The organism is Pseudomonas sp. 14A, assembly GCF_018132745.1.
Classification (GTDB): domain Bacteria; phylum Pseudomonadota; class Gammaproteobacteria; order Pseudomonadales; family Pseudomonadaceae; genus Aquipseudomonas; species Aquipseudomonas mercuritolerans.
In genome coordinates this window covers 189,066-215,232 of record NZ_JAGRQJ010000009.1, presented here as the reverse complement: position 1 = coordinate 215,232, position 26,167 = coordinate 189,066, and the positions used below count along the sequence as shown (strand labels likewise).

Genomic DNA, 26,167 nt, shown 5'->3' with positions numbered 1-26,167 from the left:
CAGTGGTTTTCAATCGAGGTGATAGATTTCAGCCACGTTCAGGCTGAAAACGGACAACGAAGCCCTTGAGGTTCTGTTGACGGCTCAGCAGATCACGCAGACGATCGGCCTCGGCACGCTCGATCAGCGGACCGACGAACACCCGGTTCTTGCCATCGGCCGAACGAATGTAGGCGTTATAACCCTGGCTGCGCAGGTTCTTCTGCAGGCTTTCGGCGCTGGCGCGGCTCGACAGACTGGCCAGTTGCACCGACCAGCTCACCGACAGACCGTTGGCATCGACGCGGCTCTGCGTGGTGTCAGGCTTGCTGGTTGTGGAGGCGATTGGCTGAGCCGGCGCCGGAATCGGCTTGGCCACCGGTGGCGGCGTTGCCGGGCGGGCAATCTGCGCCGGGATGGTCGGTGCCGGGGCGGCCGGAGCAGCAGCCGGAGCAGCAGGCACCGTTTCTTCAACGACCTCTTCGTCCGTTGGCACCGGCTCTTGTGGCAAAGCCTGGGGCTCAGGCACGGCGACCGGTTCCATTTGCACTTGCGGCATGGCCGAAGGCTGAGGCGCAGCCGGGGCCTCGACGGTCACCTGACGCTGCTCGTCCTGACGGGAAAACAGCATCGGCAGGAAGATCACCGCCAGCGCCACCAGCACCAGCGCGCCAACCATGCGCTGCTTGTACGCTTTATCCAGCAAAGCCATTTGCCGCTTCCTCCGTGGAGCGCCGGGCCAGCCATTCAAGGGCCTCGGCGACACAATAAAATGATCCGAACAAGAGAATCTCGTCGTCGCTGGTTGCTATAGCGCACTGCCCTTCCAGAGCGGCCGCAACGCTGGCGTAAGACGTAACCGAAGCACCAAGGTTCTGCAGCGCTGCCTCAAGCTCAGCTACGGGACGCGCGCGCGGCGAATCCAGCGGCGCGACAGCCCAATGCGCGACACTAGCATTCAATTCGCCAACAACACCATCCAGATCCTTGTCCGCCAGCAACCCGAACACCGCCAGACGCTTGCCAACCGGCGGCCGCGCAGCCAGACGTCGCGCGAGATATTCAGCGGCATGCGGATTGTGACCAACATCCAGCAACAGGTTCACGCGCTTGCCGTTCCATTCGAACGAACGACGATCGAGGCGTCCGACCACGCGCGTCGCCTGCAAAGCAGGGACAATCTGTTCGGCATTCCACGGCAAACCGGTCAGCAGATAGGCTTGCAGCGCCAGCGCGGCGTTTTCCATCGGCAGATCGAGCAGCGGCAGGTCGCGCAATTCGACCGATTGGCCTTGGACATCGGTGCCGCGCCATTGCCAGTGTTGGTCAGTGATGCCGAGATCGAAATCGCGTCCACGCAGGAAGAACGGGCAAGCCAGTTCACGCGCCTTGTCGAGCAGCGGTTGCGGAGGATTCAGATCGCCACACAAGGCAGGTTTGCCCTGGCGAAAGATACCGGCCTTCTCGAAGGCGACGGATTCGCGGGTATCGCCCAGATAATCGGCGTGATCGACGCCAATGCTGGTGACCAGCGCAATATCGGCATCGACCACATTGACGGTATCCAGACGCCCGCCCAACCCGACTTCAAGCACCACAGCATCAAGCGCGGACTGTTGGAACAGCCAGAACGCCGCCAGGGTGCCCATTTCGAAGTAAGTCAGGGAAGTCTCGCCGCGGCCCGCCTCGACCGCAGCAAAGGCTTCGCACAGCTGGGCGTCAGTGGCTTCGACGCCATTGAGTTGCACCCGCTCGTTGTAACGCAGCAGGTGCGGAGAATTGTAGACACCAACGCTCAGGCCCTGCGCACGCAGCAAAGAAGCCACGAACGCGCAGGTCGAACCCTTGCCGTTGGTGCCGGTGACCGTGATCACCCGAGGCGCCGGCTGGCCCAGCCCCATGCGGGACGCTACCTGTTGCGAACGCTCCAGGCCCATGTCGATGGCCGACGGATGCAACTGCTCGAGGTAGGCGAGCCATTCACCAAGGGTGCGCTGGGTCATACGTTGGCAGGCACCGGCGGAACCACGATCGGCTCGATTGGCGCGGCGACGAACTTCGGCGTCGGCTTGCCGGTCATCTGCGCCAGCAGGTTGCCCAGACGCGGGCGCAGTTCCTGACGGTGGATGATCATGTCGATGGCGCCGTGCTCCAGCAGGAACTCGCTGCGCTGGAAGCCTTCCGGCAGTTTTTCGCGCACGGTCTGCTCGATCACCCGCGGACCGGCGAAGCCGATCAGAGCCTTCGGTTCGCCAACGATGACGTCACCGAGCATCGCCAGACTGGCGGAAACACCACCGTAGACCGGGTCGGTCAGTACGGAAATGAACGGAATGCCTTCTTCACGCAGACGCGCCAGCACGGCCGAAGTCTTGGCCATCTGCATCAGCGAGATCAGCGCTTCCTGCATGCGCGCGCCACCGGAAGCGGCGAAGCAGATCATCGGGCAGCGGTTTTCCAGCGCGTAGTTGGCAGCGCGCACGAAGCGCTCACCGACGATGGCGCCCATGGAACCGCCCATGAAGTTGAATTCGAATGCCGAAACCACTACCGGCATGCCCAGCAAGGTACCGCTGACCGAGATCAGCGCGTCTTTCTCGCCGGTCTGCTTCTGCGCAGCGACCAGGCGGTCCTTGTACTTCTTGCCGTCGCGGAATTTCAGACGGTCAACCGGCTCCAGGTCAGCACCCAGTTCGTTGCGACCTTCCGGGTCGAGGAAGATGTCGATGCGCGCACGTGCGCCGATGCGCATGTGGTGGTTGCACTTGGGGCAAACGTCCAGGGTCTTTTCCAGCTCCGGACGGTACAACACGGCCTCGCAGGACGGGCATTTGTGCCACAGACCTTCAGGCACCGAGCTCTTCTTGACCTCCGAGCGCATGATCGAAGGGATCAGTTTGTCTACTAACCAGTTGCTCATGCTTTCTTTCTCCAGTACCGGCGGCCCGAACGCTCTGGTTCGCAGCCCCGCGTATGCCCTTGAGCTAAATTCATGTGTGTGGCGATGATTGATGAACAGTCGCGGTCAGCGCGGAACATGACCTGCGTACGATTCAGCAACCCTCAGCCGCGCCTGCTTTGTGCAAGTGCATTGATGGACGGCGGCAGACTGCCAGCCGTCACATCGACGATGTATTGCCGCGCACCGCGTTGATGAATGCGCGAATCTTGTGGTGATCCTTGATGCCTTTGCTCGCCTCTACTCCGCCGCTGACATCCACCGCGTAAGGCTTGACCCGTGCCACCGCGTCGGCAACGTTCTGCGGCGTCAGGCCACCAGCCAGAATCAGCGGCTTGCTCAGGTGTGGCGGAATCAGTGACCAGTCAAACGCCTCGCCGGTTCCGCCGGGCACCCCTTCGACATAAGTGTCGAGCAGTACGCCACTGGCGCCGGGAAAGGCATCGCAGGCGGCGGCAATATCATCGCCAGCCTTGACCCGCAGCGCCTTGATGTACGGACGATGCCAGCCTTCGCACTCCTCCGCGCTTTCGTCGCCATGAAATTGCAGCAGATCCAGCGGCACCGCATCGAGGATTTCTCCCAGCTCGCAACGACTGGCATTGACGAACAGCCCCACGGTGGTGACAAACGGCGGCAGCGCCTTGATGATCGCCCGCGCCTGCTGCACGTTCACCGCTCGCGGGCTCTTGGCGTAAAACACCAGACCGATCGCATCGGCACCGCCTTCAACGGCGGCCAGCGCATCTTCGATGCGGGTAATGCCGCAGATCTTGCTGCGAACAGCTGACATGTCAGGAAAACCTCAAGGCAAAATCCGAAAACGTCCCGGATAGTAACAAAAGCGTCCGAGGGCGTCAGCCGTCAAGTTCGGAGAAACCCGTAAGGAAATGTGGCCCGATAAAGCGCTCGGGCAACGGGAATTCGTCGTGGTACTCAACCTGCACCAGATAGAGCCCATATGGATGCGCCGTCACCCCGCCGGAGCGACGCTCGCGACTCTCCAGCACTTCTTTCATCCACTCCACCGGGCGCTCCCCGGCACCGATGGTCATCAGCACACCGGCAATATTGCGCACCATGTGATGCAGGAAGGCATTGGCCCGAATGTCGAGCACGATCATCTTGCCGTGACGGGTCACGCGCAGGTGATGCATCTTTTTGATCGGCGACTTGGCCTGACATTGACCAGCCCGAAACGCGCTGAAGTCGTGCGTGCCGATCAGGTACTGCGCGGCTTCGGCCATGCGCTCGGCGTCGAGCGGGCGGTGATTCCAGGTGATTTCTTCGTTGAGGTGCGCCGGGCGAATCTGATCGTTGTAGATCACATAGCGATAACGCCGGGCGATGGCCTTGAAGCGCGCATGAAAATGCGCCGGCATGACCCTGGCCCAACTGACGCTGATGTCGTGAGGCAGATTGATGTTGGCGCCCATGACCCAGGCTTTCAGCGAGCGATCAACCTGGGTGTCGAAGTGCACCACTTGGCCGCAGGCATGCACGCCGGCGTCGGTACGCCCGGCGCATTGCAGGGAAACCGGTGAATTGGCGACTTTCGACAGGGCTTTTTCAAGCTCTTCCTGCACCGTCGCCACACCGGTCAACTGACGCTGCCAGCCGCTGTAGCGCGAGCCTTTGTACTCAACGCCCAGTGCGACGCGGTAAAAGCCGTCGGGCGCCATTTCGGCGACCGGGTTATCTATGTTTGCCAAGGTGGGACAGCCTGCTGATTTTGCAAAGGCGGGCATTATAAGGCGGTGGGCCGGGGATGCCAGAGTTCTCTATCGGCAGTACCGCCGCCTTCGCGAGCAGGCTCGCTCCCACATTTGCAATGCATCCCCCTGTGGGAGCGAGCCTGCTCGCGAAAGCAATCGATCAGACACCGCCGAATCCGGCACCAACAAAAACGGCAGCCCCACCGGGCTGCCGCTTGTTGTTTACCGCTGAACTTACGCCAGGTTGGAAAGCATTTCCTTGGCCTCGCCCCGCTGCTTCTCGTCACCCTCGGTCAACACTTCGTTGAGGATGTCACGGGCACCGTCGGCGTCGCCCATGTCGATGTAGGCCTGGGCCAGATCGAGCTTGGTCGCTGCTTCGTCAGTGCCGGCGAGGAAGTCGAAATCGTCTTCGCCCAAATCATCACCCAACGCTGCGTCCGCTTCGGTGAAGCTCGGTTCGGCCATGCTTTGCGACAGGCGATCCAGCTCGGCATTGACGTCGTCCAACTCGGCCGAGAAGGCATCCGGCTCAGCAGCCGGGTTGCTGTCCATTTCGTCCGCCAGCGACAGGTCGAAATCGGCTGGCAATTCCAGATCGTCCTGCGGCACGTCGGCGACTACCGGCGTCTCGACCGGCGGCAGATCTTTCACGCCGTCGTCCAGATCCAGCAGGAAGTCATCTTCAGCCAACGTGGCCGGCGATGGTTCGGCGCCGAGATCCATGTCCAGATCGAAGTCCGACAGATCGTCGAGATTGTCTTTCATCTCGGTCTGTTCCTGCAGCACCGAGGCGAAGCTCAGATCGTCTTCGGCCGGAAACGCGTCGAGCTCGACCGGCGCTTCTGGCTCGACCACTGGCGCAGGATCGACCGGGGTGATGTTGTCGAGATCGTCCAGGCTCAAATCGAACGCAGTGTCGAGGTCGTCAGCGGCAGTCTCGGGCGCTTGCGGCTCGTCTTGCAGCAGTTCCTTGACGTACTGCGCGTCCAGCTCGGCAGCGACGGCGGCAGCCGCCAGCCCACCGGCAGCAACCACGGCCATGGCCGGGAAGCGGCTTTTCAGCGCTTCGACCTTGGCGAAGTTATCGCCATTAGCCACCAGTTGACGCTCCTGCGCGACGAACGCATCGCGATCGCCCTGCTGGCCGTAGACTTCCATCAGCTTCAGGCGCAGATCGCTGCGCTCAGGCTCAAGGCTGACGCCCTCTTCCAGCAGCGCGGCGGCCTGATTCAGGCGACCGGCATTGATGTGCGACTGTGCCTTGTCGAGCACGTCATCAGAGCGTTCACCGGCCGGGGCCACCAGAGGTGCGGCAATCGGCGTGGCCATCACCACCGGAGCAACGACTGGCGCTGGAGTTGGCGCAGGTGCCGGAGCTGGCGTATTGAGTTTGACGCTGGCCGCTGGGGTTTCCAGGCCAGAGAAGCTGCTTTCCGGCAGATCCTGCTCAGCGGAGAACTCTTGCTCTTCAGCCAGAGCGCGGGCCATGCGCAGATGCTTTTCGGCTTCCTGCTGGGCTTTGCGACGACGCGCCAGCAGCAACAACAGAAGCAGCAGAACCACCGCACCGCCGCCGATCAGGCCGAGCAGGATCGGATTGGTCAGCAGTTCATTGAAGGCTTTGTCGTCATCGACGGCAGCAGGCGGCGTCGTTTCAACCACTGGCTCGACGACCGGCTCAACCGGGGATTCCGCTGGCGGCGCGATGGCCGACTCTGGAGTCGGCGAAGCCGCTGCGGCGTCGGCCGGAGTGGCTGGCGGTGTCGCAGCCAGATCGGCAGTGATCGCCGGCACCGGCGGCACAGCAGCAGTGGCGCCAGGCGCAGCGCCGGCGCCGGCGCCGTCGGCCTGCATCTTCGCCAATTGATTGTTCTTCAGCTCGATCAGCTTTTGCAGCTTGTCCAACTGGCTCTGCAGATCCGCCATGCGGCTTTTCAGTTCCTCATTGTCACGACGGGTCGTGTCGAGGTTTTCCTGAGTGATTGCCAGTTTGTTGCTCAGCGCCTTGGCGTCGCCGGCCGGGCCTTTCGCACCGGGCTTGGCGCTTTCCGCCGAGACCAGACTCAGGTTGTCCTGGGTGTTGGCCGCTGCACCGGTATTGCCACGACCACGATTGGTCGCATCCAGTTGCTGCTGACCGGTGCCAGGCTTGGCCACGTAGCGACGGCCCTGACGCCAGGCTTCGTTCTGCGCTGCTACTTCAGCGATGGCTGCCGACTGTGGCAGCGCCGTGCTTTGTACCGGATCCGGCAGGCGCAGCACCTGGCCGGTTTTCAGACGGTTGATGTTGCCGTCGATAAAGGCATTCGGATTGAGCGCCTGAATCGCCAGCATGGTTTGCTGCACCGAGCCGCCGTTGCGCGCCTTCGCGGCGATTTCCCACAGGGTGTCGCGCGGCGTGGTGGTGTACTGATTGCGATGGGTCGCGCCAGTGGTTGGCGCGGTGATGGTCTGCGACGGCGCCGGTTGCGCGGCGGCGTCTGCGGTCTGCGGCGAGAATTTCGACGGATCGAGCAGCACGCTGTAATCACGCAGCAGGCGGCCATTGGGCCACATCACCTGCACGAGGAACTTCACCATCGGTTCCGACAGCGGTTGGCTCGAGGTCACGCGCAACACGCTTTTGCCGCTGGCGTTGAGTACCGGGGTGAACGTCAGATCATTGAGAAAGGCCTGCCGATCGACGCCAGCCTTGGCGAAGTCTTCAGGGGAAGCCAGGCTCGGCACCACCTCGGCGGCGGTGAGATCCTTGACGTCGAGCAGCTCGATTTCAGCCACCAACGGCTGGTTCAGGGTCGACTTCAGGGTCAGCTCCCCGAGCCCGAGGGCATGCGCCATACCGGAGGACAGCGCCGAGGCGGCCGCTATTGCTAACACCAGTTTGCGAACTTGAACCATAGCCTCATCCTTTGTTTGAACGTTCCTCGGCCAGCGAGAAGCTTTTGAATACCGCTGCCGTAAGGCATTGCGCGCGACGACGGAAGTCGCCGCGCGCGATCATTTCTGTGCTGCCCCGGAAAGTCCCGGAGGGTGACTCGTCATCGACGCGCTTCGGGCAAGCATAGCGCTCACCTAGAATCAGTCGACAAATTGTTGCCAAGTATCTTTTACAGCAGGTCTTTTATCAACAACTCAGCCAATTGCACGGCATTGAGCGCCGCGCCTTTGCGTACGTTATCTGACGTCAGCCAAAGATTTAGTTCCGCCGGGTCGTCGACGCCACTGCGCACGCGACCGACGTAGACCACGTCCTGCCCCACCGCATCGCCGACAGCGGTCGGATAATCGCCGGCCTCGACCAGCTCGATGCCCGGTGCAGCCTCGAGCGCGGCGTTGACCTTTTCCAGGTCAACAGCGCTGCCTGACTGCAAGGTCACGCTAAAGCTATCGCCAAAAAACACCGGGGCTTGAACGCAAGTGGCAGAAATCTTCAATAAAGGTTTTGCCAGCACCTGGCGCAACTCGCGCACCAGACGCTTTTCCAGCAGCGTATGGCCTTGCGCATCAGGCGTACCGACTTGCGCCAGCAGGTTGAACGCCATCTGCCGGTCGAAGAACGTAGGCTCCAGCGGACGCATATTAAGCAGCTCGGCGGTCTGCCGCGCGAGCTCGGTTACCGCCTCGCGACCTTGCGCAGAAACGGCCAGGTTGGCGGTGACGTTGACGTATTGCAGATCGAGCAGATCAAGCAACGGCGCCAGCACCACGGCAAGCGTAGTGGCCGAGGGGCTTGGGCTGCTGACCTGGAACGGGCTTTTCAGACTGGCGAGAATATCGGCATTGGCCTCGGGCACCACTTGTGGCGCCTGCTCCGCAGGCAACGCGCCGGATAAATCGATCAGAGAGCAACCGGCAGCGTGGGCGCGACCGGCGTAGCTCAGCGACACCGCAGCGCCTGCGGCGAAGAACACCAGTCTGACCTTGCTGAAATCGAACTCGTCGACCTCGCGCACGCGGACGTTTTTGTTGCGGAACAGCACCGAGCTGCCGGCCGATTCGCTGCTGGCCAGCAGGTGCAGGTTGCCGACCGGGAAGTCGCGCTCTTCGAGAATCTGTACGAGGGTTTCGCCGACAGTACCGGTGGCGCCGATAACGGCGATATCGAAAGTCTGGGTCATGGAGCTACCTCTGGCAAAACGGGGGGAGCGGCACTTTACCGGGTGGGTGGCGCACAGGCAATTTCTGCGGGATTTGCGGCGGCTGTGCCGGCCCTTTCGCGAGCAGGCTCGCTCCCACAGGGACCGCATTTCAATGTGGGAGCGAGCCTGCTCGCGAAAAAGGCAGTACAGACACCCGAGAAATTCTTGGCATAAAAAAACCCGCACCCTCTCACAAGGCACGGGCTTCTTCATTGCTTCAAGCGATCAACGCTCCAGCAGGATCCGCAGCATGCGCCGCAGCGGTTCGGCCGCGCCCCACAGCAGTTGGTCGCCGACGGTGAAGGCGCCGACGAATTGCGAACCCATGTTCAACTTGCGCAGACGACCGACCGGTACGTTCAGGGTGCCGGTGACCTTGGTCGGGCTCAGCTCCTGCATGCTGATTTCGCGGTTGTTCGGTACCAGCTTGACCCACGGGTTGTGCTGGCTGATCAGCCCTTCGATATCGGCGATCGGTACGTCTTTGTTCAGCTTGATGGTCAGTGCCTGGCTATGGCAACGCATGGCGCCGATGCGCACGCAGATGCCGTCGACCGGGATCGGGCTCTTGAAGCGGCCAAGGATCTTGTTGGTCTCGGCCTGGGCCTTCCACTCTTCGCGGCTCTGGCCGTTCGGCAGTTCCTTGTCGATCCACGGGATCAGGCTGCCGGCCAGCGGTACACCGAAGTTTTCGGTTGGGTACGCTTCGCTGCGCATGGCCTCGGCCACGCGACGGTCGATGTCGAGGATCGCGCTGGCCGGGTCGGCCAGCTGATCGGCGACAGCGGCGTGGGTCGCACCCATCTGCTTGATCAGTTCACGCATGTTCTGCGCGCCGGCACCGGAGGCCGCCTGATAGGTCATGGCGCTCATCCACTCGACCAGACCGGCCTCGAACAGACCGCCCAGGCCCATCAGCATCAAGCTGACGGTGCAGTTGCCGCCGATGTAGTTCTTGGTGCCCGCGTCCAGCTGCTGGTCGATGACCTTGCGGTTGACCGGGTCGAGAATGATCACAGCGTCATCGTTCATGCGCAGGCTCGACGCCGCGTCGATCCAGTAACCCTGCCAGCCCGCTTCGCGCAGCTTGGGGAATACTTCGCTGGTGTAGTCGCCGCCCTGGCAGGTCAGGATCACGTCGAGGGTCTTCAGCTCGTCAATGCTGTAAGCGTCCTTGAGCGGAGCAATGTCCTTGCCCACGGACGGGCCTTGGCCACCGACATTGGACGTGGTGAAAAACACCGGCTCGATAAGATCGAAATCCTGCTCTTCCAGCATCCGCTGCATGAGCACGGAACCGACCATCCCGCGCCAACCGATCAGACCTACACGTTTCATCGCAACTACACCTTCTTGAAAAGTGGGCCGCTGCTTTGTATTGAATTTCGCAGCGGGCCCGAGAGATTACAGATTCCGCAGCGCGGCGACTACTGCGTCGCCCATTTCCTGCGTACCGACTTTGGTACAACCGGCCGAGTGGATGTCACCGGTGCGCAAGCCCTGATCGAGCACGACGCTGACGGCTTTTTCGATGGCATCGGCAGCGTCGTGCAGATTGAAGCTGTAACGCAGCATCATCGACACCGACAGGATCGTCGCCAGCGGGTTGGCAATGCCTTTACCGGCAATGTCCGGCGCCGAACCGTGGCACGGCTCGTACATGCCCTTGTTGTTGGAATCCAGCGAAGCCGACGGCAGCATGCCGATCGAACCGGTGAGCATCGACGCTTCGTCAGACAGGATGTCGCCGAACATGTTGTCGGTGACGATCACGTCGAACTGCTTGGGTGCGCGCACCAGTTGCATGGCGGCGTTGTCGACGTACATGTGGCTCAGTTCGACTTCCGGGTAATCCTTGGCCACCTGCTCGACCACTTCGCGCCACAACTGGCTGGATGCCAGGACGTTGGCCTTGTCCACCGAGCAGAGCTTCTTGCCACGAACCATGGCCATGTCGAAACCGACACGGGCGATGCGGCGGATTTCGCTTTCGCTGTACGGCAGGGTGTCGTAGGACTGACGCTCGCCGTTGTCCAGCGTACGGGTGCCACGCGGCGCGCCGAAGTAAATGCCGCCGGTCAGCTCCCGGACAATGAGGATGTCCAGACCGGCAACGATTTCCGGTTTCAGGCTCGAAGCGTCGGCCAGTTGCGGATACAGGATCGCCGGCCGCAGGTTGCCGAACAGGCCCAGTTGCGCGCGGATTTTCAGCAGGCCGCGCTCAGGGCGGATGTCACGCTCGATGGTGTCCCATTTCGGCCCACCGACAGCGCCCAGCAGCACAGCGTCGGCAGCGCGGGCGCGATCAAGGGTTTCGTCGGCCAGCGGCACGCCATGCTTGTCGATGGCCGCGCCACCGATCACGTCGTGGCTCAGCTCGAAGCCCAGGCTGTACTTGTCATTGGCCAATTCCAGCACCTTGACCGCTTCGGCCATGATTTCCGGACCAATACCGTCACCCGGGAGAATCAGAATCTGCTTGCTCATGCTTTCCTCGTGTCTTCAAGCGGTGCGCCAGTGAACGGCGCGCCGGGAAAAATTCTTATCGCTCAGCCATCAGTACGATCACATCGGTACTGAACGAGCCGTCGGCATCAATTTCGAAATATTCACCCACTTCGTTGCCCATCGACTGCTGCAACTGGCGGATCGCCGCGCGCATCACCTCAGGTGTGCGCATGCGCTCGACCCAACTGCTGTACTCCAGACGCAGGCGCTGACGGGTGGTACTGCGCACATGCAGACCGGCCTCGCTGACCTGACGCAGCCATTCGGCGGCGGAGTAGTCGCGGACATGGCTGGTGTCGCGCAACACCTCAACGCTTTGCAGGTAAGTGTCGAACAACGCACTGCCCGGTGACAACACATCAACGAACGCCGCCACCCCGCCCGGCTTCAGCACACGACGCACTTCGCGCAAGGCCAGACCGAGGTCGCTCCAGTGATGCGCCGAATAGCGGCTGAACACAAAATCGAACTCGCCATCGGCGAACGGCAAGCGCTCGGCAGCACCGTTGACGGTAATGATGTTGCTCAAGCCGCGATCGACGGCAGCGCCGGCAACCACATCAAGCATTTGCTGCGACAGGTCGTAAGCCACCACTTCCCTGACCAGCGGTGCCACATGAAAGCTGACGTGACCGGCGCCACAACCCAGATCCAGCACCCGTGCCGCGCCTTGCCCGGCCAGCTCAGCCTGCAGCAGCGCGAATTCACTGCCTTGGGCATGAACGGCGCTGCTCAGGTAAGCGGCGGCCTGTTCGCCGAATTGCTTCTGGACGACCTGAGTGTGCTGGGGGGTGCTGGTCATGGGTCACATCCTGTAAGCAGTGTTGTTTGAAATACATTCCCTGTGGGAGCGAGCCTGCTCGCGAAGAGGCCCGCCCTGACTACATCAATCTCGAATCACGCGTCGCGAAACAACCACGGCTGGCTAACTCGATGCTTGGCCTCGAACGTCGCGATCGCATCGCCGTCCTGCAAGGTCAGGCCGATATCGTCCAGACCATTGAGCAGGCAGTGCTTGCGGAACGCGTCGATCTCGAAGCTGTAGACCTTGCCATCCGGGCGGGTCACGGTCTGCGCTTGCAGGTCGACCTGCAATTGATAACCCGGCTCGGCTTCAACCTGCTTAAACAGTTCATCAACTTCTGCATCGCTGAGGATGATCGGCAGCAGGCCGTTCTTGAAACTGTTGTTGAAGAAGATGTCGGCGTAACTCGGCGCGATGATGCTGCGGAAACCGTACTCTTCCAGCGCCCACGGCGCGTGTTCACGGCTCGAACCGCAGCCGAAGTTCTCGCGGGCGAGCAATACGCTGGCACCTTGGTAACGCTCGGCGTTGAGGACGAAATCCTTGTTCAACGGGCGCTTGGAGTTGTCCTGATACGGCTGGCCAACATCCAGATAACGCCACTCGTCAAACAGATTCGGACCGAAACCGGTGCGCTTGATCGACTTCAAGAACTGCTTGGGAATGATCTGATCGGTGTCGACGTTGGCACGATCCAGAGGCGCGACAAGACCAGTGTGCTGGGTAAAAGCTTTCATGCTGCGCTCCTTTTAGATCAATTCACGAACGTCGATGAAACGGCCGTTCACCGCTGCCGCCGCTGCCATCGCCGGACTGACCAGGTGGGTACGGCCACCGGCACCCTGACGACCCTCGAAGTTACGGTTGGAAGTCGACGCACAATGCTCGCCGGACTCCAAACGGTCCGGGTTCATCGCCAGGCACATCGAGCAGCCCGGTTCACGCCATTCGAAACCGGCCTCGAGGAAAATCTTGTCGAGGCCTTCGGCTTCGGCCTGCGCCTTGACCAGACCCGAGCCCGGCACCACGATCGCCTGCTTGATGGTCGAGGCGACCTTGCGGCCCTTGGCGATCACCGCAGCGGCGCGCAAGTCTTCGATGCGCGAGTTGGTGCAGGAACCGATGAACACGCGATCGAGCTGAATGTCAGTGATCGCCTGATTGGCGGTCAAACCCATGTATTTCAAGGCGCGGACGATCGAGTCGCGCTTGACCAGATCCATTTCCTTGGCCGGGTCCGGCACGTTCTGATCCACGGCCAAGACCATTTCAGGCGAAGTGCCCCAGCTGACTTGCGGCTTGATCTGCGCGGCGTCGAGCTCGACCACGGTGTCGAATTTGGCATCGGCATCGGAAACCAGGTCTTTCCAGGCTTCGACGGCCATGTCCCACTGCTCGCCCTTCGGCGCGAATGGACGACCTTTGACGTAGTCGATGGTCTTCTGATCCGCCGCCACCAGGCCCACGCGGGCGCCGGCTTCGATGGACATGTTGCAGATGGTCATGCGGCCTTCGACGGACAGATCGCGGATCGCGCTGCCGGCAAATTCGATGGCGTGGCCGTTACCGCCGGCGGTGCCGATCTTGCCGATCACCGCAAGGACGATGTCCTTGGCGGTCACGCCGAACGGCAATTGGCCTTCGACGCGCACCAGCATGTTTTTCATTTTCTTGGCCACCAGGCACTGGGTGGCGAGCACGTGCTCGACCTCGGAGGTGCCGATGCCGTGGGCCAACGCACCGAATGCACCGTGGGTCGAAGTGTGCGAGTCGCCGCAGACTACGGTCATGCCCGGCAACGTCGCGCCCTGCTCCGGGCTGATCACGTGAACGATGCCCTGACGCACGTCGTTCATCTTGAACTCGACGATGCCGTATTCATCGCAGTTGTCGTCGAGGGTCTGCACCTGCAAACGCGAGACCTGGTCGGCAATGGCTTCGATGCCGCCCTTACGCTCAGGGGTGGTCGGTACGTTGTGGTCCGGGGTCGCGATGTTGGCATCGATGCGCCAAGGCTTGCGCCCGGCCAGACGCAAGCCTTCGAAAGCCTGCGGCGAAGTCACTTCGTGGATGATGTGACGATCGATGTAGATCAGCGCCGAGCCATCGTCGCGCTGCTTGACCAAATGCGAATCCCAGAGCTTGTCGTAGAGCGTTTTGCCGGCCATCAGACGGTTCCTCATCAGCTTGTTTCTATGCCCTGGGCTTATCAATAACCCTTTGGCTTGTGAGGCCGATCCTATGGGGTTAGATTAAATAACTCAAATTCATATTTTTTATGCTTTGGATAACCAACTGGAATGCGACATGGACTTGGCTAACCTCAACGCTTTTATTGCCATCGCCGAGACCGGCAGCTTCTCCGGCGCTGGCGAACGCCTGCACCTGACACAACCGGCGATCAGCAAGCGCATCGCCGGTCTTGAGCAGCAATTAAAGGTGCGCCTTTTCGATCGACTGGGCCGCGAAGTCGGCCTGACCGAGGCCGGTCGTGCCCTGCTGCCACGGGCTTATCAGATTCTTAACGTGCTCGACGACACCCGCCGCGCCCTGACCAACCTGACCGGTGAAGTCAGCGGCCGCCTGACCCTGGCCACCAGTCACCACATCGGCCTGCACCGCTTGCCGCCTCTATTAAGGGAGTTCACCCGCCGCTACCCACAGGTCGCGCTGGATATTCAGTTCCTTGATTCGGAAGTGGCCTACGAGGAAATTCTCCACGGCCGCGCCGAACTGGCGGTCATCACCCTCGCGCCGGAGCCGCATACCCTGGTCAAAGCCACGCCGGTATGGGACGACCCGCTGGATTTTGTTGTCGCCCCGGAGCATTCGCTGATCAATAACGGCGCCGTCAGTCTGGCGGACATCGCCGGTCATCCGGCGGTTTTCCCCGGCGGCAACACCTTTACCCACCACATCGTCCAGCGTTTGTTCGAAGCCCAGGGCCTGACGCCGAACATCGCCATGAGCACCAACTACCTGGAAACCATCAAGATGATGGTCTCCATCGGCCTGGCCTGGAGCGTGCTGCCGCGCACCATGCTCGACGAACAAGTGGCAAGCATCGCATTGCCGGGCATACAGCTCACTCGCCAGCTAGGCTATATCTTGCACACCGAACGGACGCTATCGAATGCAGCACGCGCCTTCATGGCCCTGCTGGATGCACAAATCGATCGGCCAGGGATCCCGGCCTGACTTGTGCTACTTCTATAGAGCCGCTCCTGTGCCTAACGCCACTCAGCTCAAGGCCCGCTGACAATGCCGAAATCTGTTGACCGAATTCCGCCGATGCCGCGAATCCAGGCTGTTGATCCGCGCCATTCCGAGCAGAGCTGGGAAAGCGCGCCGCAATTGCTCGCCGCGCTCAACGGCGCGCGGCTCGGTGCCTGGTATTGGGACATCGAGCGCGGGCAGATCAGCTGGTCGCGAGGCACCCAGGCGTTGTTCGGTTTCGATCCACGGCAGCCATTACCCGCCGACCTGGAATACCTCGACCTGTTGCCACCGGAGGACCGCGCAAAAACCGTGCGTGCCTTCCACGCGGTGATCGCCGGCGCCCCGCTGGAGCAGGCGATGCATCACCGCATCCGCTGGCCCGACGGCAGCCTGCACTGGCTGGAGATCAGCGGCAGCCTGCTGCCGGACAAGAACGGCCGGCCCCGAATGATCGGGGTGATTCGCGAAATCACCCACCAACGCCAGCGCGAGCAGGCCCTGAGCAGCTCGGAGAAACGTTTCGCGACACTTTTCCACCTGTGCCCGAACATGGTTCTGCTGACCCGTCAGGATGACGGTCTGATCAGCGAGGCCAACCAGTATTTCGAAAGCCTGTTCGGCTGGCCGGTGCAAAGTGCGATCGGCCGCACCACCCTGGAACTGGGCTTGTGGGTGCACCCCGAGCAACGCGCCGAACTGGTGAAGAAAACCAAGGCCAAAGGCGAACTGATCAGCATGGAAGTGCAGTTCCGCGCCAGCAATGGCCAGGTGCACGACGGCATCCTCAGTGCACAGAAGGTCGAGCTCGAAGGCCAGCCCTATCTGCTCAGCACCTTCCTCGACACCACCGAACGCAAAGCCGCCGAACTGGCCTTGAAGGACAGCCAGGAACGCCTCGACCTGGCGCTGGACTCGGCGCAACTCGGCACCTGGGACTGGCACATCCCCAGCGGCATGCTTTACGGCTCGGCGCGCGCTGCGCAATTGCACGGGCTGGAGCCGATTCCATTCCATGAATCATTCGAGGAGTTTTTCGAAGGCGTGCCGGGCGAGGAACGCGACAGCATGCGCGATGCCTACCGCAGCCTGCGCGAAGGTCCGGCCGGCAATTATCAACTGACCTATCGCGTGCAACTGCCCGACGGCAGCTCGCGCTATCTGGAAAGCCGCGCGCGTCTCTATCGCGACGACAACGGCGCACCGCTGCGCATGGCCGGCACGTTGCTGGACATCACCGATCAGGTCGAGCGCGAACAGCGTCTGGTGGCCTCGGAAGAGAAATTCGCCACGCTGTTTCAGGTCAGTCCCGATCCGATCTGCGTCACGCGTCAGGAAACCGGGGAATTCATCGAGATCAATTCCAGCTTCAGCCAGACCTTTGGCTGGAGCGCCGCCGATGTGATTGGCCACACCGCCGAGGAAATCGGCCTGTGGGACGCCTCGGCGAAAAGCCTGCAACGCATCGAACGGGTGATTCGCGAACAAGGCCTGAGCAATGTCGCCATTCTCGTCCAGCACAAGGACGGCCAGTCGCTGACCTGCGTGATTTCCAGCCGGCAGATCAGCGTCGGCGATCAGCCGTGCATCGTCACCACCCTGCGCGACATTACTCAGCAACAGCGCTCGGAAGCGGCGCTGAAGGCCAGCGAAGAAAAATTCGCCAAGGCGTTTCACTCAAGTCCAGACGCGATCACCATCACCGAGCGCGACACCGGGCGATATCTGGAGGTCAACGACGGTTTCTGTCGCCTCACCGGCTACCGCGCTGACGAAGTGGTGGGCAAAACCGTTTATCAGGTGGGTATCTGGGCCGAAGAGAAACAACGCTCGACCTTGCTCGCCGAGTTGCAGATCAAGGGCCGCGTGCATCATCAGGAAATGCTCGGGCGCAACAAACGCGGCGAATTGCTTACGGTGGAAGTCTCGGTCGAGCCGATCACCCTCAATGAAACCGCGTGCCTGCTGCTGACCGCGCGCGACGTCAGCCTGTTGAAGAACGCCGAAGCGCAGATTCGTCACCTGGCCTATCACGACCCGCTGACTAACCTGCCCAATCGCGCGCTGCTGATGGATCGCTTGAGTCAGCAGATCGCCCTGCTCAAGCGCCACAATCTGCGCGGCGCCTTGCTGTTTCTCGACCTCGACCACTTCAAACACATCAACGATTCCCTCGGTCACCCGGTCGGCGACACCGTTCTGAAAATCATCACCGCGCGGCTCGAAGCCAGCGTGCGCATGGAAGACACGGTGGCGCGCCTCGGTGGCGATGAGTTTGTGGTGTTGCTCAGCGGCCTCGAAGGTTCGCGCAGTGAAGTCAGCGAACAAGTGCGCGCGCTGGCCGACACCATTCGCGAATTGCTTTCGGAGCCGATGTTCCTCGATGGCCAGCGCCTGCAAGTGACGCCGAGCATTGGCGTCGCGCTGATCCCCGATCACGGCTCGACCCCGACCGACCTGCTCAAACGCGCCGACATCGCCCTGTACCGGGCCAAGGACTCCGGGCGCAACACCACGCAGATGTATCACAACACCATGCAGAAAGCGGCCAGCGAACGCCTGCGCATGGAGACCGACCTGCGTCTGGCGCTGTCACGCGGCGAGTTCAACGTGCACTTTCAACCGCAGGTCGATGCCCGCGACAACCGCATCATCGGCGCCGAAGCCCTGGTGCGCTGGAACCATCCCGAACTTGGTGCGCAGTCGCCCACCGAGTTCATCAAGGTGCTGGAAGACAGCGGCCTGATTCTCGAAGTCGGCACGTGGATCCTCGATGAAGCCTGCAACGCCTTCAAAAAACTGATGGCATTGAAACTGGTCGACCCGCTCAACTTCAGCCTGTGCGTAAACATCAGCCCGCGGCAGTTCCGCCAGAACGATTTCGTCGAACGCATCGAACACAGCATGACCAGCCACGGCCTGCCCTGCTCGCTGCTTAAACTGGAAATTACCGAAGGCATCGTCATCCAGAATCTGGAAGACACCATCAGCAAAATGCGCCGCCTGAAAAAGCTTGGCGTGAGCTTCGCCATGGATGATTTCGGCACCGGTTACTCATCGCTGACCTATCTGAAACGCCTGCCGGTGGACACCTTGAAAATCGACCAGTCGTTCATCCGCGATGCGACCACCGACTCCAATGTCGCGGAGATCATTCGCGCAATTGTCGCGATGGCGCGCAGCTTGGAGCTGGAAGTGATTGCCGAGGGCGTGGAGACGCCGGAACAGTTGGCGTTCTTGCAGGGGCTGGACTGCCATTTGTATCAAGGTTATTTGCATAGCCGGCCGGTGGGGTTGGAGGATCTGAAAAAACTGCTGCCCTGAATCGGCGGTCGCACGGCCTGGCAACAGAGCAACAATTGCCACGGTTTGCGTCAGCCTGTAGGGTCGCGTTTTTTGCGCCGCTTCGAGATCAACCATGCAGGATGCATCCCTTCCCCGCCCGGCCCTGCTGGGCATCGACCTTGGCACCACCAACAGCCTGATCGCCGTCTGGCGTGAAGGACGCGCCGAGCTGATCCGCAACGCCCTCGGCGATGTGCTGACACCGTCGGTGGTCAGCCTTGATGAAGACGACACGATTCTGGTCGGCAAAGCCGCCCGCGCCCGCCTGACCACGCACCCGGAACGCACTGCCGCCGCGTTCAAGCGCTTCATGGGCAGCGACCGGCAAATCCAGCTCGGCTCTCGCCAGTTCAGCCCGGAAGAGTTGTCGGCGCTGGTACTTGGCTCACTCAAGCAAGACGCGGAAGCCTTTCTCGGCCAGGCGGTCACAGAAGCGGTCATTTCCGTACCGGCATATTTCAGTGACGAGCAGCGCAAGCGCACCTTGTTCGCCGCCGAACTGGCCGGGCTGTCCGTGACGCGCCTGATCAATGAACCGACCGCTGCCGCCATGGCGTACGGCCTGCACGAACAGAAGTTCGAACGCACGCTGATTTTCGATCTCGGCGGCGGCACGTTCGACGTCACCGTGCTCGAATACGCATTGCCGCTGATCGAAGTGCACGCCTCCACTGGCGACAACTTTCTTGGCGGCGAAGACTTCACCGCCGCCCTGTTGCAGGCCTGCCTGAAACACTGGCAACTCACCCCCTCAACAATCGATGCACAAGCCATGGCCAGCCTGGGCGATGCCCTGGAACAGCTGAAATGCAAACTCGGCGAAGGCGCGCAGCACTTGAGCTGGCGGTATGCCGAGCAGACATTCGAATGGGAACTGGATGAAGCCGCTGCGGTGAAAATCTGGGAGCCGTTGCTGGCCCGCTTGCGCGCGCCAATCGAACAGGCTCTGCGCGATGCCCGACTGAAACCGCGCGACCTCGACAGCCTGGTGCTGGTCGGTGGCGCAACGCGCATGCCGGCGGTACAGCAAATGGTCGCCACGTTGTTTGGACGCCTGCCTTATCGGCATCTTGATCCGGACACCATCGTGGCGCTGGGCGCAGCGACGCAGGCGGCATGCAAGGCGCGGGACGGTGCGGTGGAAGAGTTGATTCTGACGGATGTCTGTCCGTATACGCTGGGGATTTCGACCAATCGTGGCGAAGGCGTCAGTGGCGCGTTCTCGCCGATCATCGAACGTAACACCATCATCCCGATCTCAAGGGTGGAGCGTTACCACACGACATCTCCACGACAGGAAGTCGTCCGTATTGCGGTCTATCAGGGCGAACGTCCGTGGGTACGCGACAACATTTTTATCGATGCTTTCGATGTCACGCTGACGCCCAGCGATGATATCCAGGCGCTGGATGTGCGATTCAGTTATGACATCAACGGCTTGCTCGAAGTTGACGTTACCCTGCCAGGGACGGGCGAACGCCACAGCCACAGCATTGACCGCAGCCCGACCGGACTCGATGCGCAATCGCGGCAAACCAGTCATGAACGCTTGAGTACGCTGAAAATTCACCCCCGCGACACTCTGCCCAATCGAACCCTGCTGGCTCGACTGGAACGGGCGTGGACGCAAAGTCTGGGCGAAGAACGCCAGCGGATTGCCGACTGGCTGGACAGTTTCACCACGGTGCTGGGCGACCAGCGATCGGAAGAAATCGCCAGCCACCGCGCACAACTCAACAAGGTACTGGATGAGTTACGCCTCTAACCGATAAGTCGCCGCAAGGTCGCCTGCAAACCACCGGACAACGTATCTTCACCGCCACTGTCCGGTGGCACGCCATAACGATTGGGCAGCTTCTCTCCGGGAAAACCGAACAGTATCAGCGGCAGGAACGGCAATACCGGCGACAGCATTACCAAAACCAGCAACATCGGAATGCCCCGCCCCATGTCATGCAAACGGCGCAGGACCGCACCGAGCAGAAACGCCAGGCCCAGTAGCAACACGACGATGCCGGATACAGGCGTACCGCTGAGCAACGCCGCCACGGGTGTCACCAGCAACGCGCCAATGACCTGCCAGATAAACGCCCCGCGCCCCAGCCGGGTACCCAGGCTCCAGAACGCAGCGGCAGGGGTTGGACGGGTCGTTGCCTTGGCTAACAGCAAACGCTCGGACCACGACAGCAATGCGCTGAATGCGAAGCGCAAACCGAGTCCATTTTCCGAGTCATCCTTGGCCCGCTGCATGCGCAACAGAACCTTCTGCCTTGGCAAGCCCAGATTGCCAAAACGCACCAGATCCTTCAGCACATCCAGCGCCAGGTAAAAGGCGTCGCTGACACCCTCCTCCGCGAGAGCCTCACGGGGCGGGTGAACAGGCTCACCCTTGATCAGACTGTGACGGAAGCCGTCGAACCAGTCCTGTGGATTGACCACCTCGGTGATACTTTCCAGCAGGTATTTACGCTGTTGCGCAGTGAGCAACGGATCGTGGTAAAGGACTCCACCCAAGAGCATGCGCCCGAGCAAATCTTCGTTGAAGCTGGCGATGTCGCTGCGCATGCACTCGAACAAACGGTCATTACCCAACAGCCGAGTGCTATCGAGCGCCTCATGCACACTGAACAACTTGCGCGCGAGCAGCGAGTGCACCGGATCCGCCGCTTGCAGCCAGCCGAGCAGGCCACTGGCGCTGCCCTGCTCGCGACTCAGGCGACAGAGCAGCGGCTGCAAACGGGCCAAGGGGTGTTCACGCGCAATGTTCATGGCGTCGACGCAGTGTGCCGATTGCGCGCCCAGCCAACGCGTCGGATCGTCGAGGGTGGCCAGCAGGTAAATTGCCTGACGATGCCATTCCCAGACATCAGAGTAGCTATCGACGGCCGGAAGCAGCATGCCTTGCGCGGCCAGTTGCGCTTGCAACTTGAGCCCCGCAAGCCGTTCGTCACGTTTGTCGAGACTGAACGCTTCGGCAAGCCGCGCCAGCGATCGGGCGTCGTAAGCGCGCAAACGGCGCATCCACAGCAGGCTGAGCTCAAGCGGTTCGCCCTTTTCCAGCGCCGACGGCAGTGTCGATGCCGAGTCGCTGGCCAGAAACGCTTCCAGGGCCTGAGGAATCGGCGCTCGGGTCAACCAGCAGATCTGCTGCCCGGCCTGATACTGCAAGCCTTCCAACACCAGTTGATCGAGCACATCCTCCGGCTCGGATGCCTCCATGATGCGTCGCAGCAATGGCACATCACCGCGGTGCAAAGCCCAGGCATGCTGGTAGAGCGTTTGCAACGGACGGTCATCACTGTCAATGATCAGCGCCGCCAACAACGGCAACTCGTCACCACTGACACGCCATTCGACAAATGCACCGGCAATGTCCTGCAACTCGAGCTGCCTGGCCCTGAACCAACGCCCGAGTGTTTCCGGGCGCTGTGATGGACTGCCGTACTCTTGAGTGACATCGCCTAGATCCTCGGACCAGTCGCGGAAGTTTTCCAGACGATCAAAGGCCTGAATCAGCAGCGGCAGGCGCTGAGGCTGATGTCGCGCGCACAATGCCAGTAACCACGTCGCCGCTTTCGGATGCTGATGTTCGCGCCAGAGCCGCACCCACGCCTGCAGTGCCAACTCTTCCATTCCCAGCGCACTGCGCTGACAGGCCAACAGATACAGCCAGTCGACATCTTCAGGCGCAAGCCGATGCTGCTCGCTGATAATGTCGAGAAAGTCTTTGTTGGCGATATCAGCCTGACTGAACTGTATGGCCAGGCGTTGCAATAACCCGTCATCAGCAGGCAGCGGGATGCAAGTGTGCAGGCCGGCGAAATGACGGTAGTCGTCGAGCGACGCCTCTCGGTGCAGGTGATTCAGGGTTCGCACATACCAGAGAGTTTCCAACTGCGCGACAGCGGGCCAATGGCTCATCAACGAGGTGTCGAACGGATCCGCCGCGCTGATCCGCTGCAAAAACTCGTCGACATGCCGTGCGTTGTCGAAATCCAGATCCAGCATGCGGCTTGCCCAGCCCAGGCGCTGGGCCAACAAACGGGCGCAGACATGGGAAATCGGGCCGGCGTCGAGCAACTCGCGCAGCAATGGCCAGCAAACTTCGTCCAGCACCTCCAGCGGCAGGCGGTCCAGCTCAAGGTTGAATGCATGCCAGGCCACCGGCTGGAAGCGACGCGCTGGATCAAGCAGCAGTGCTTCAAAGTCGGCCATCGTCTGATCGGCAGGACTGATCTCATCAGCAACCGGTTGATCCGACTCCACGGCTTCCTCGCGGGCAAAGCGTAATGCCAGCTCATAAGCCGCACGCAACGCCTGAAAACCTTCCGGATCGGTTTCCGGATGGTGCTGCGGCAAGCGCGCGCGATAGGCGCCGCGAATGACGTCGTTGTCTTTGGTGGGCTCGATACCCAAGCGAATCCAGCAGCTCATGACCAGTCGAACTCCCCTAGCGAATCAGGCCGCTCGGGTGGATGCAAGGGCATGTCCCAGGGCAACTGTGCGAACAGCGCGCGCGCATCACGATCAAGCTTTCTGATGACCACGGTGGTGCCTATGTAATCGCCTTGCCGGTCATATTCGTGCTCCAGCTCTTCATCTTTGTTGCCCAGGCAATGCCAGAAGGCTTTGCCGAAGACAAAGCCGTTAAGGTAGCTCGTCCAACTGTCGTAGTAGTAGCGCGCGCGTGCCGCCATGCGACCATGCAGCCAAAGGCTTTCGGTGAGATCAATCCAGCCGTGCAGCACTGCAGAACGCAGCAGAAAACCCATGCGACCAAGGTCCCAGGCACGGATGCCACCTGAACCGCACTCGCCAAATGTGCGACTGGCGAATTCGTAAAAAGCTCGCTGGCGAGTGTCGAGTGTTGCGAGCAAGGCCTGCCATTCGGACGGCAGACACCTCTGCCACTGCCGATAGGCTTCGTTCAACTGCGTAGCGTGGCCGTCATCGGCAGTACGCAGCATGTCCAACAGCTGTTCGCGCGTAGTGATGCCCCAACCACCTTCGACATCGACATGTTTGAGGTCAAAGCAATAGGTGGGCGCGGTGTAATCGGCGTCGGGATTGAGGGCGACCAAAGGCGCAGAAAGCGCGTATAGCCAGCGCTGTTCCATTTCGTCCATGAACAAAGGCTCCGGGGCCAGCGGGAATTAGGGGGGGCTGGCCTTGTTGGCGCGGATTGTAAAGAGCCACAAAGCCAGCGGCAAACGTTGCGTCGGCTTTCTTTGCGCGCACAAAAAAGGCCCCGACGGATCGGGGCCTTTCGTTCAGCGGCTTATCGCCGGTTCGGGCGATTGTGTGTCAGCACATGAATCAATGCTGCAACGCCGGCTGCTGCGCTCCATTGATCGGGATGCGCTTGGCTTTCGCTTCTTCCGGGATCACACGGAGCAGGTCGATGCTCAGCAGGCCGTTGCGCAGGGCAGCGTCCTTGATCTCGATGTGATCGGCCAGACGGAACGACAGCTTGAAGGCTCGCTGGGCGATGCCTTGATGCAAGAACGTGACGCTCTCGTCAGTGTCACGCTTGCCGCCACTGATGGTCAGCACACCCTTCTCGACTTGCAGGTCCAGGTCTTCTTCCTGGAAACCGGCGGCCGCAACGACGATACGGTATTGGTCATCACCGTGTTTTTCGACGTTGTAAGGTGGGTAGCTGCTGCCTGGCTCGTTGCGCAGGGCGGTTTCGAACAGGTCGTTGAAACGGTCGAAACCTACCGAGGAACGGAACAGTGGTGCGAGAGAAAATGCAGTACTCATGATTCAAATCTCCTGAAAACAATCAGCAAGGTTTTGTGTCTCCGCGACCCGAATTCGGCATCGCGTAACCCTTAGATAGGGACCGCTGTTTTGATTTCAAGAGAATATTTTGAGATTTTTTATGCGGCTTCGACGAGCGGCAATCCGAGCAGACGCGAGACCTGATCGGGCTCGGTTTCGCGGCGCAGAACGGTGAAAAGCTCGGCGGCTTCCGGGTAGTTGCGGGTCAGCATGGCCAGCCATTGCTTGAGGCGACCGGGCGATTGGCGCGCGGTCATTTGCGCTTTGGCCTGCAGCCAGAAGTCCTGAATCAGCGGCATCAGCTCGGCCCAGGTCATCTCGACGACCTCTTCGCCAGCGCGAGCCGCAGCGATCTGCCGAGCGAGATCCGGGCGGGAGACCAGACCCCGACCGAGCATAATGTCTTCCACGCCACTGATTTCGCGGCAACGGCGCCAGTCTTCGACGCTCCAGATATCGCCGTTGGCGAACACCGGCACCTTGACCACGTCCTGCACGCGCGGGATCCACTCCCAATGTGCCGGCGGTTTGTAGCCGTCCATTTTCGTCCGCGCATGTACGACGATGTGCTCTGCCCCGCCTTCGGCCAGCGCCGTGGCGCAGACCAGCGAGCCGTCAGGACTGTCGAAACCCAGGCGCATTTTCGCGGTGACTGGGATATGCGCCGGTACGGCGCGACGGACATGCTCGACGATCTGGTTGAGCAGCTCCGGCTCCTTGAGCAGCACGGCGCCGCCGCGGGATTTGTTGACGGTCTTGGCCGGGCAGCCGAAGTTGAGGTCGATCACTTCCGAGCCCAGCTCGCAGGCCAGCGCGGCGTTTTCCGCCAGGCACACCGGATCGGAACCGAGCAATTGCACGCGCAGCGGCACGCCGGACGCGGTGCGAGCGCCGTTGAGCAGCTCGGGGCCGAACTTGTGGAAATACGCCGGGGTGAGCAACTGGTCGTTGACCCGAATGAATTCGGTCACGCACCAGTCGATGCCGCCAACGCGGGTCAGCACGTCGCGCAGGATGTCGTCGACCAACCCTTCCATGGGCGCCAGAGCAATTTGCATGGGGAAACACTACTTGAAGAAAAACGTGCGGCAGTTTACTGGATATCGCCCAAATCCGCAGAACTACACATATCTCTGTGGGAGCGAGCCTGCTCGCGAAGACGGTCTTTCAGCTCATGCATGCGTGACTGACCTGACGCTTTCGCGAGCAGGCTCGCTCCCACAGGGTGAGATTTACATCGCCTCTGCAATCTGGATCGCCGGGCCATAGCCTTCGATAAATTCTGCCGGCATGCGCTTCGGCTTGCCGGTCGACAGTTCGATGCAGACAAAGGTGGTCTGCGCGCGCAGCAGGGTGGCGTTGTCGCTGGGGCGTTTGAGCTGGAAGTGCCGGGTCATTTTCAAGCGCTGATCCCAGTCGACGATCCAGGTCGCCAGTTGCAGTTCATCACCTTCATAGGCGGCGGCCAGGTAATCGATTTCGTGGCGGACAACGGCCATCGCCCGATCCAGTCGCCGGTATTCGACCAGGTCCAGGCCGAGGCGCTGCGAATGGCGCCAGGCGCAGCGCTCGAGCCAAGTCACGTACACCGCGTTATTGGCGTGCCCGAGCCCGTCGATGTCTTCGGCGCCTACTTGCAGATCAATGGTAAACGGCGTTGCCCGATCCCAGCCCATGCCCCACTCCCGGTCAAAGTATTCAACCGGGCCAGTGT

At 61.2% G+C, this 26,167-nt stretch carries 20 protein-coding genes; 3 read left to right on the top strand and 17 right to left on the bottom strand.

All coding sequences use genetic code 11. From position 1 onward, the window contains the following. Positions 1-28: 28 nt before the first annotated feature. The 12 genes from PS14A_RS08910 to leuC all read right to left on the bottom strand — a co-directional run bounded on the left by PS14A_RS08910 (position 29) and on the right by leuC (position 14,276). Positions 29-691, bottom strand: coding sequence for an SPOR domain-containing protein (locus PS14A_RS08910; protein ID WP_130912339.1), 663 nt, complete (start codon positions 689-691; stop codon positions 29-31). After that, positions 675-1,982 carry a bifunctional tetrahydrofolate synthase/dihydrofolate synthase gene (gene folC, locus PS14A_RS08905; RefSeq protein ID WP_212615790.1) on the bottom strand — a complete coding sequence of 436 codons (1,308 nt, stop codon included), beginning with the start codon at positions 1,980-1,982 and terminating at the stop codon, positions 675-677. Before folC ends, PS14A_RS08910 begins: the two co-directional genes overlap by 17 nt. Then, the gene (gene accD / locus PS14A_RS08900; RefSeq protein ID WP_016773939.1) at positions 1,979-2,899 is read right to left on the bottom strand and encodes an acetyl-CoA carboxylase, carboxyltransferase subunit beta; all 921 of its coding nucleotides are present in this window, start codon (positions 2,897-2,899) and stop codon (positions 1,979-1,981) included. The genes folC and accD overlap by 4 nt, the downstream gene beginning before the upstream one ends. A gap of 199 nt (positions 2,900-3,098) precedes the next feature. Further along, on the bottom strand, positions 3,099-3,731 hold the full coding sequence (locus tag PS14A_RS08895; protein WP_212615789.1) for a phosphoribosylanthranilate isomerase: 633 nt from the start codon (positions 3,729-3,731) through the stop codon (positions 3,099-3,101). A 64-nt stretch (positions 3,732-3,795) separates the two neighbouring features. Then, the gene (gene truA / locus PS14A_RS08890; protein WP_016773937.1) at positions 3,796-4,620 is read right to left on the bottom strand and encodes a tRNA pseudouridine(38-40) synthase TruA; all 825 of its coding nucleotides are present in this window, start codon (positions 4,618-4,620) and stop codon (positions 3,796-3,798) included. 267 nt (positions 4,621-4,887) lie between these two features. Continuing rightward, positions 4,888-7,554, bottom strand: coding sequence for a FimV family protein (locus PS14A_RS08885; RefSeq protein WP_212615788.1), 2,667 nt, complete (start codon positions 7,552-7,554; stop codon positions 4,888-4,890). Between the two features lie 209 nt (positions 7,555-7,763). After that, on the bottom strand, positions 7,764-8,774 hold the full coding sequence (locus PS14A_RS08880; protein WP_212615787.1) for an aspartate-semialdehyde dehydrogenase: 1,011 nt from the start codon (positions 8,772-8,774) through the stop codon (positions 7,764-7,766). Positions 8,775-9,020: 246 nt separating this feature from the next. Continuing rightward, a complete protein-coding gene (gene asd, locus PS14A_RS08875; RefSeq protein WP_071171651.1) occupies positions 9,021-10,133 on the bottom strand; it encodes an aspartate-semialdehyde dehydrogenase in 1,113 nt (370 codons plus the stop codon). A 66-nt stretch (positions 10,134-10,199) separates the two neighbouring features. Beyond that, on the bottom strand, positions 10,200-11,282 hold the full coding sequence (leuB, locus tag PS14A_RS08870; RefSeq protein ID WP_016773933.1) for a 3-isopropylmalate dehydrogenase: 1,083 nt from the start codon (positions 11,280-11,282) through the stop codon (positions 10,200-10,202). A 55-nt stretch (positions 11,283-11,337) separates the two neighbouring features. After that, positions 11,338-12,105 (bottom strand): class I SAM-dependent methyltransferase, encoded by a 768-nt coding sequence (locus PS14A_RS08865; RefSeq protein WP_137215749.1) that lies wholly within the window; start codon positions 12,103-12,105, stop codon positions 11,338-11,340. Positions 12,106-12,200: 95 nt separating this feature from the next. Continuing rightward, positions 12,201-12,845 carry a 3-isopropylmalate dehydratase small subunit gene (gene leuD / locus PS14A_RS08860; RefSeq protein ID WP_007913445.1) on the bottom strand — a complete coding sequence of 215 codons (645 nt, stop codon included), beginning with the start codon at positions 12,843-12,845 and terminating at the stop codon, positions 12,201-12,203. A 12-nt stretch (positions 12,846-12,857) separates the two neighbouring features. Continuing rightward, positions 12,858-14,276: a 3-isopropylmalate dehydratase large subunit gene (gene leuC / locus PS14A_RS08855; protein WP_016773930.1), complete on the bottom strand. Its 1,419-nt coding sequence runs from the start codon at positions 14,274-14,276 to the stop codon at positions 12,858-12,860. Positions 14,277-14,415: 139 nt separating this feature from the next. Here leuC and PS14A_RS08850 point away from each other — a divergent pair, with 139 nt between their 5' ends. The 3 genes from PS14A_RS08850 to PS14A_RS08840 all read left to right on the top strand — a co-directional run bounded on the left by PS14A_RS08850 (position 14,416) and on the right by PS14A_RS08840 (position 20,434). Then, the gene (locus PS14A_RS08850) at positions 14,416-15,306 is read left to right on the top strand and encodes a LysR family transcriptional regulator (protein ID WP_024012384.1); all 891 of its coding nucleotides are present in this window, start codon (positions 14,416-14,418) and stop codon (positions 15,304-15,306) included. A 63-nt stretch (positions 15,307-15,369) separates the two neighbouring features. Then, entirely contained in the window at positions 15,370-18,648 is a 3,279-nt protein-coding gene (locus tag PS14A_RS08845; protein WP_212615786.1) for a PAS domain S-box protein, read from the top strand. Between the two features lie 94 nt (positions 18,649-18,742). Then, positions 18,743-20,434, top strand: coding sequence for a molecular chaperone HscC (locus PS14A_RS08840; protein WP_212615785.1), 1,692 nt, complete (start codon positions 18,743-18,745; stop codon positions 20,432-20,434). Here the strand turns inward: PS14A_RS08840 and PS14A_RS08835 are convergent. The 5 genes from PS14A_RS08835 to PS14A_RS08815 all read right to left on the bottom strand — a co-directional run bounded on the left by PS14A_RS08835 (position 20,431) and on the right by PS14A_RS08815 (position 26,129). Then, on the bottom strand, positions 20,431-23,103 hold the full coding sequence (locus tag PS14A_RS08835) for a DUF805 domain-containing protein (RefSeq protein WP_212615784.1): 2,673 nt from the start codon (positions 23,101-23,103) through the stop codon (positions 20,431-20,433). The two genes, PS14A_RS08840 and PS14A_RS08835, sit on opposite strands and share 4 nt — an antisense overlap. Next, entirely contained in the window at positions 23,100-23,786 is a 687-nt protein-coding gene (locus PS14A_RS08830; RefSeq protein WP_349251717.1) for a DUF1266 domain-containing protein, read from the bottom strand. Before PS14A_RS08830 ends, PS14A_RS08835 begins: the two co-directional genes overlap by 4 nt. A 199-nt stretch (positions 23,787-23,985) precedes the next feature. Next, the gene (locus tag PS14A_RS08825) at positions 23,986-24,432 is read right to left on the bottom strand and encodes an Hsp20 family protein (protein ID WP_016773925.1); all 447 of its coding nucleotides are present in this window, start codon (positions 24,430-24,432) and stop codon (positions 23,986-23,988) included. Positions 24,433-24,551: 119 nt separating this feature from the next. Further along, positions 24,552-25,511 (bottom strand): tRNA-dihydrouridine synthase, encoded by a 960-nt coding sequence (locus tag PS14A_RS08820; RefSeq protein WP_016773924.1) that lies wholly within the window; start codon positions 25,509-25,511, stop codon positions 24,552-24,554. 174 nt (positions 25,512-25,685) lie between these two features. Continuing rightward, on the bottom strand, positions 25,686-26,129 hold the full coding sequence (locus PS14A_RS08815; RefSeq protein WP_016773923.1) for a thioesterase family protein: 444 nt from the start codon (positions 26,127-26,129) through the stop codon (positions 25,686-25,688). Between the last annotated feature and the right edge of the window lie 38 nt (positions 26,130-26,167).

Bases quoted from the DNA above. Each gene is read 5' to 3' on its own strand.
- PS14A_RS08910 (WP_130912339.1), bottom strand. From the start codon at position 691: ATGGCTTTGCTGGATAAAGCGTACAAGCAGCGCATGGTTGGCGCGCTG.
- folC (WP_212615790.1), bottom strand. From the start codon at position 1,982: ATGACCCAGCGCACCCTTGGTGAATGGCTCGCCTACCTCGAGCAGTTG.
- accD (WP_016773939.1), bottom strand. From the start codon at position 2,899: ATGAGCAACTGGTTAGTAGACAAACTGATCCCTTCGATCATGCGCTCG.
- PS14A_RS08895 (WP_212615789.1), bottom strand. From the start codon at position 3,731: ATGTCAGCTGTTCGCAGCAAGATCTGCGGCATTACCCGCATCGAAGAT.
- truA (WP_016773937.1), bottom strand. From the start codon at position 4,620: ATGGCGCCCGACGGCTTTTACCGCGTCGCACTGGGCGTTGAGTACAAA.
- PS14A_RS08885 (WP_212615788.1), bottom strand. From the start codon at position 7,554: ATGGTTCAAGTTCGCAAACTGGTGTTAGCAATAGCGGCCGCCTCGGCG.
- PS14A_RS08880 (WP_212615787.1), bottom strand. From the start codon at position 8,774: ATGACCCAGACTTTCGATATCGCCGTTATCGGCGCCACCGGTACTGTC.
- asd (WP_071171651.1), bottom strand. From the start codon at position 10,133: ATGAAACGTGTAGGTCTGATCGGTTGGCGCGGGATGGTCGGTTCCGTG.
- leuB (WP_016773933.1), bottom strand. From the start codon at position 11,282: ATGAGCAAGCAGATTCTGATTCTCCCGGGTGACGGTATTGGTCCGGAA.
- PS14A_RS08865 (WP_137215749.1), bottom strand. From the start codon at position 12,105: ATGACCAGCACCCCCCAGCACACTCAGGTCGTCCAGAAGCAATTCGGC.
- leuD (WP_007913445.1), bottom strand. From the start codon at position 12,845: ATGAAAGCTTTTACCCAGCACACTGGTCTTGTCGCGCCTCTGGATCGT.
- leuC (WP_016773930.1), bottom strand. From the start codon at position 14,276: ATGGCCGGCAAAACGCTCTACGACAAGCTCTGGGATTCGCATTTGGTC.
- PS14A_RS08850 (WP_024012384.1), top strand. From the start codon at position 14,416: ATGGACTTGGCTAACCTCAACGCTTTTATTGCCATCGCCGAGACCGGC.
- PS14A_RS08845 (WP_212615786.1), top strand. From the start codon at position 15,370: ATGCCGAAATCTGTTGACCGAATTCCGCCGATGCCGCGAATCCAGGCT.
- PS14A_RS08840 (WP_212615785.1), top strand. From the start codon at position 18,743: ATGCAGGATGCATCCCTTCCCCGCCCGGCCCTGCTGGGCATCGACCTT.
- PS14A_RS08835 (WP_212615784.1), bottom strand. From the start codon at position 23,103: ATGAGCTGCTGGATTCGCTTGGGTATCGAGCCCACCAAAGACAACGAC.
- PS14A_RS08830 (WP_349251717.1), bottom strand. From the start codon at position 23,786: ATGGAACAGCGCTGGCTATACGCGCTTTCTGCGCCTTTGGTCGCCCTC.
- PS14A_RS08825 (WP_016773925.1), bottom strand. From the start codon at position 24,432: ATGAGTACTGCATTTTCTCTCGCACCACTGTTCCGTTCCTCGGTAGGT.
- PS14A_RS08820 (WP_016773924.1), bottom strand. From the start codon at position 25,511: ATGCAAATTGCTCTGGCGCCCATGGAAGGGTTGGTCGACGACATCCTG.
- PS14A_RS08815 (WP_016773923.1), bottom strand. From the start codon at position 26,129: ATGGGCTGGGATCGGGCAACGCCGTTTACCATTGATCTGCAAGTAGGC.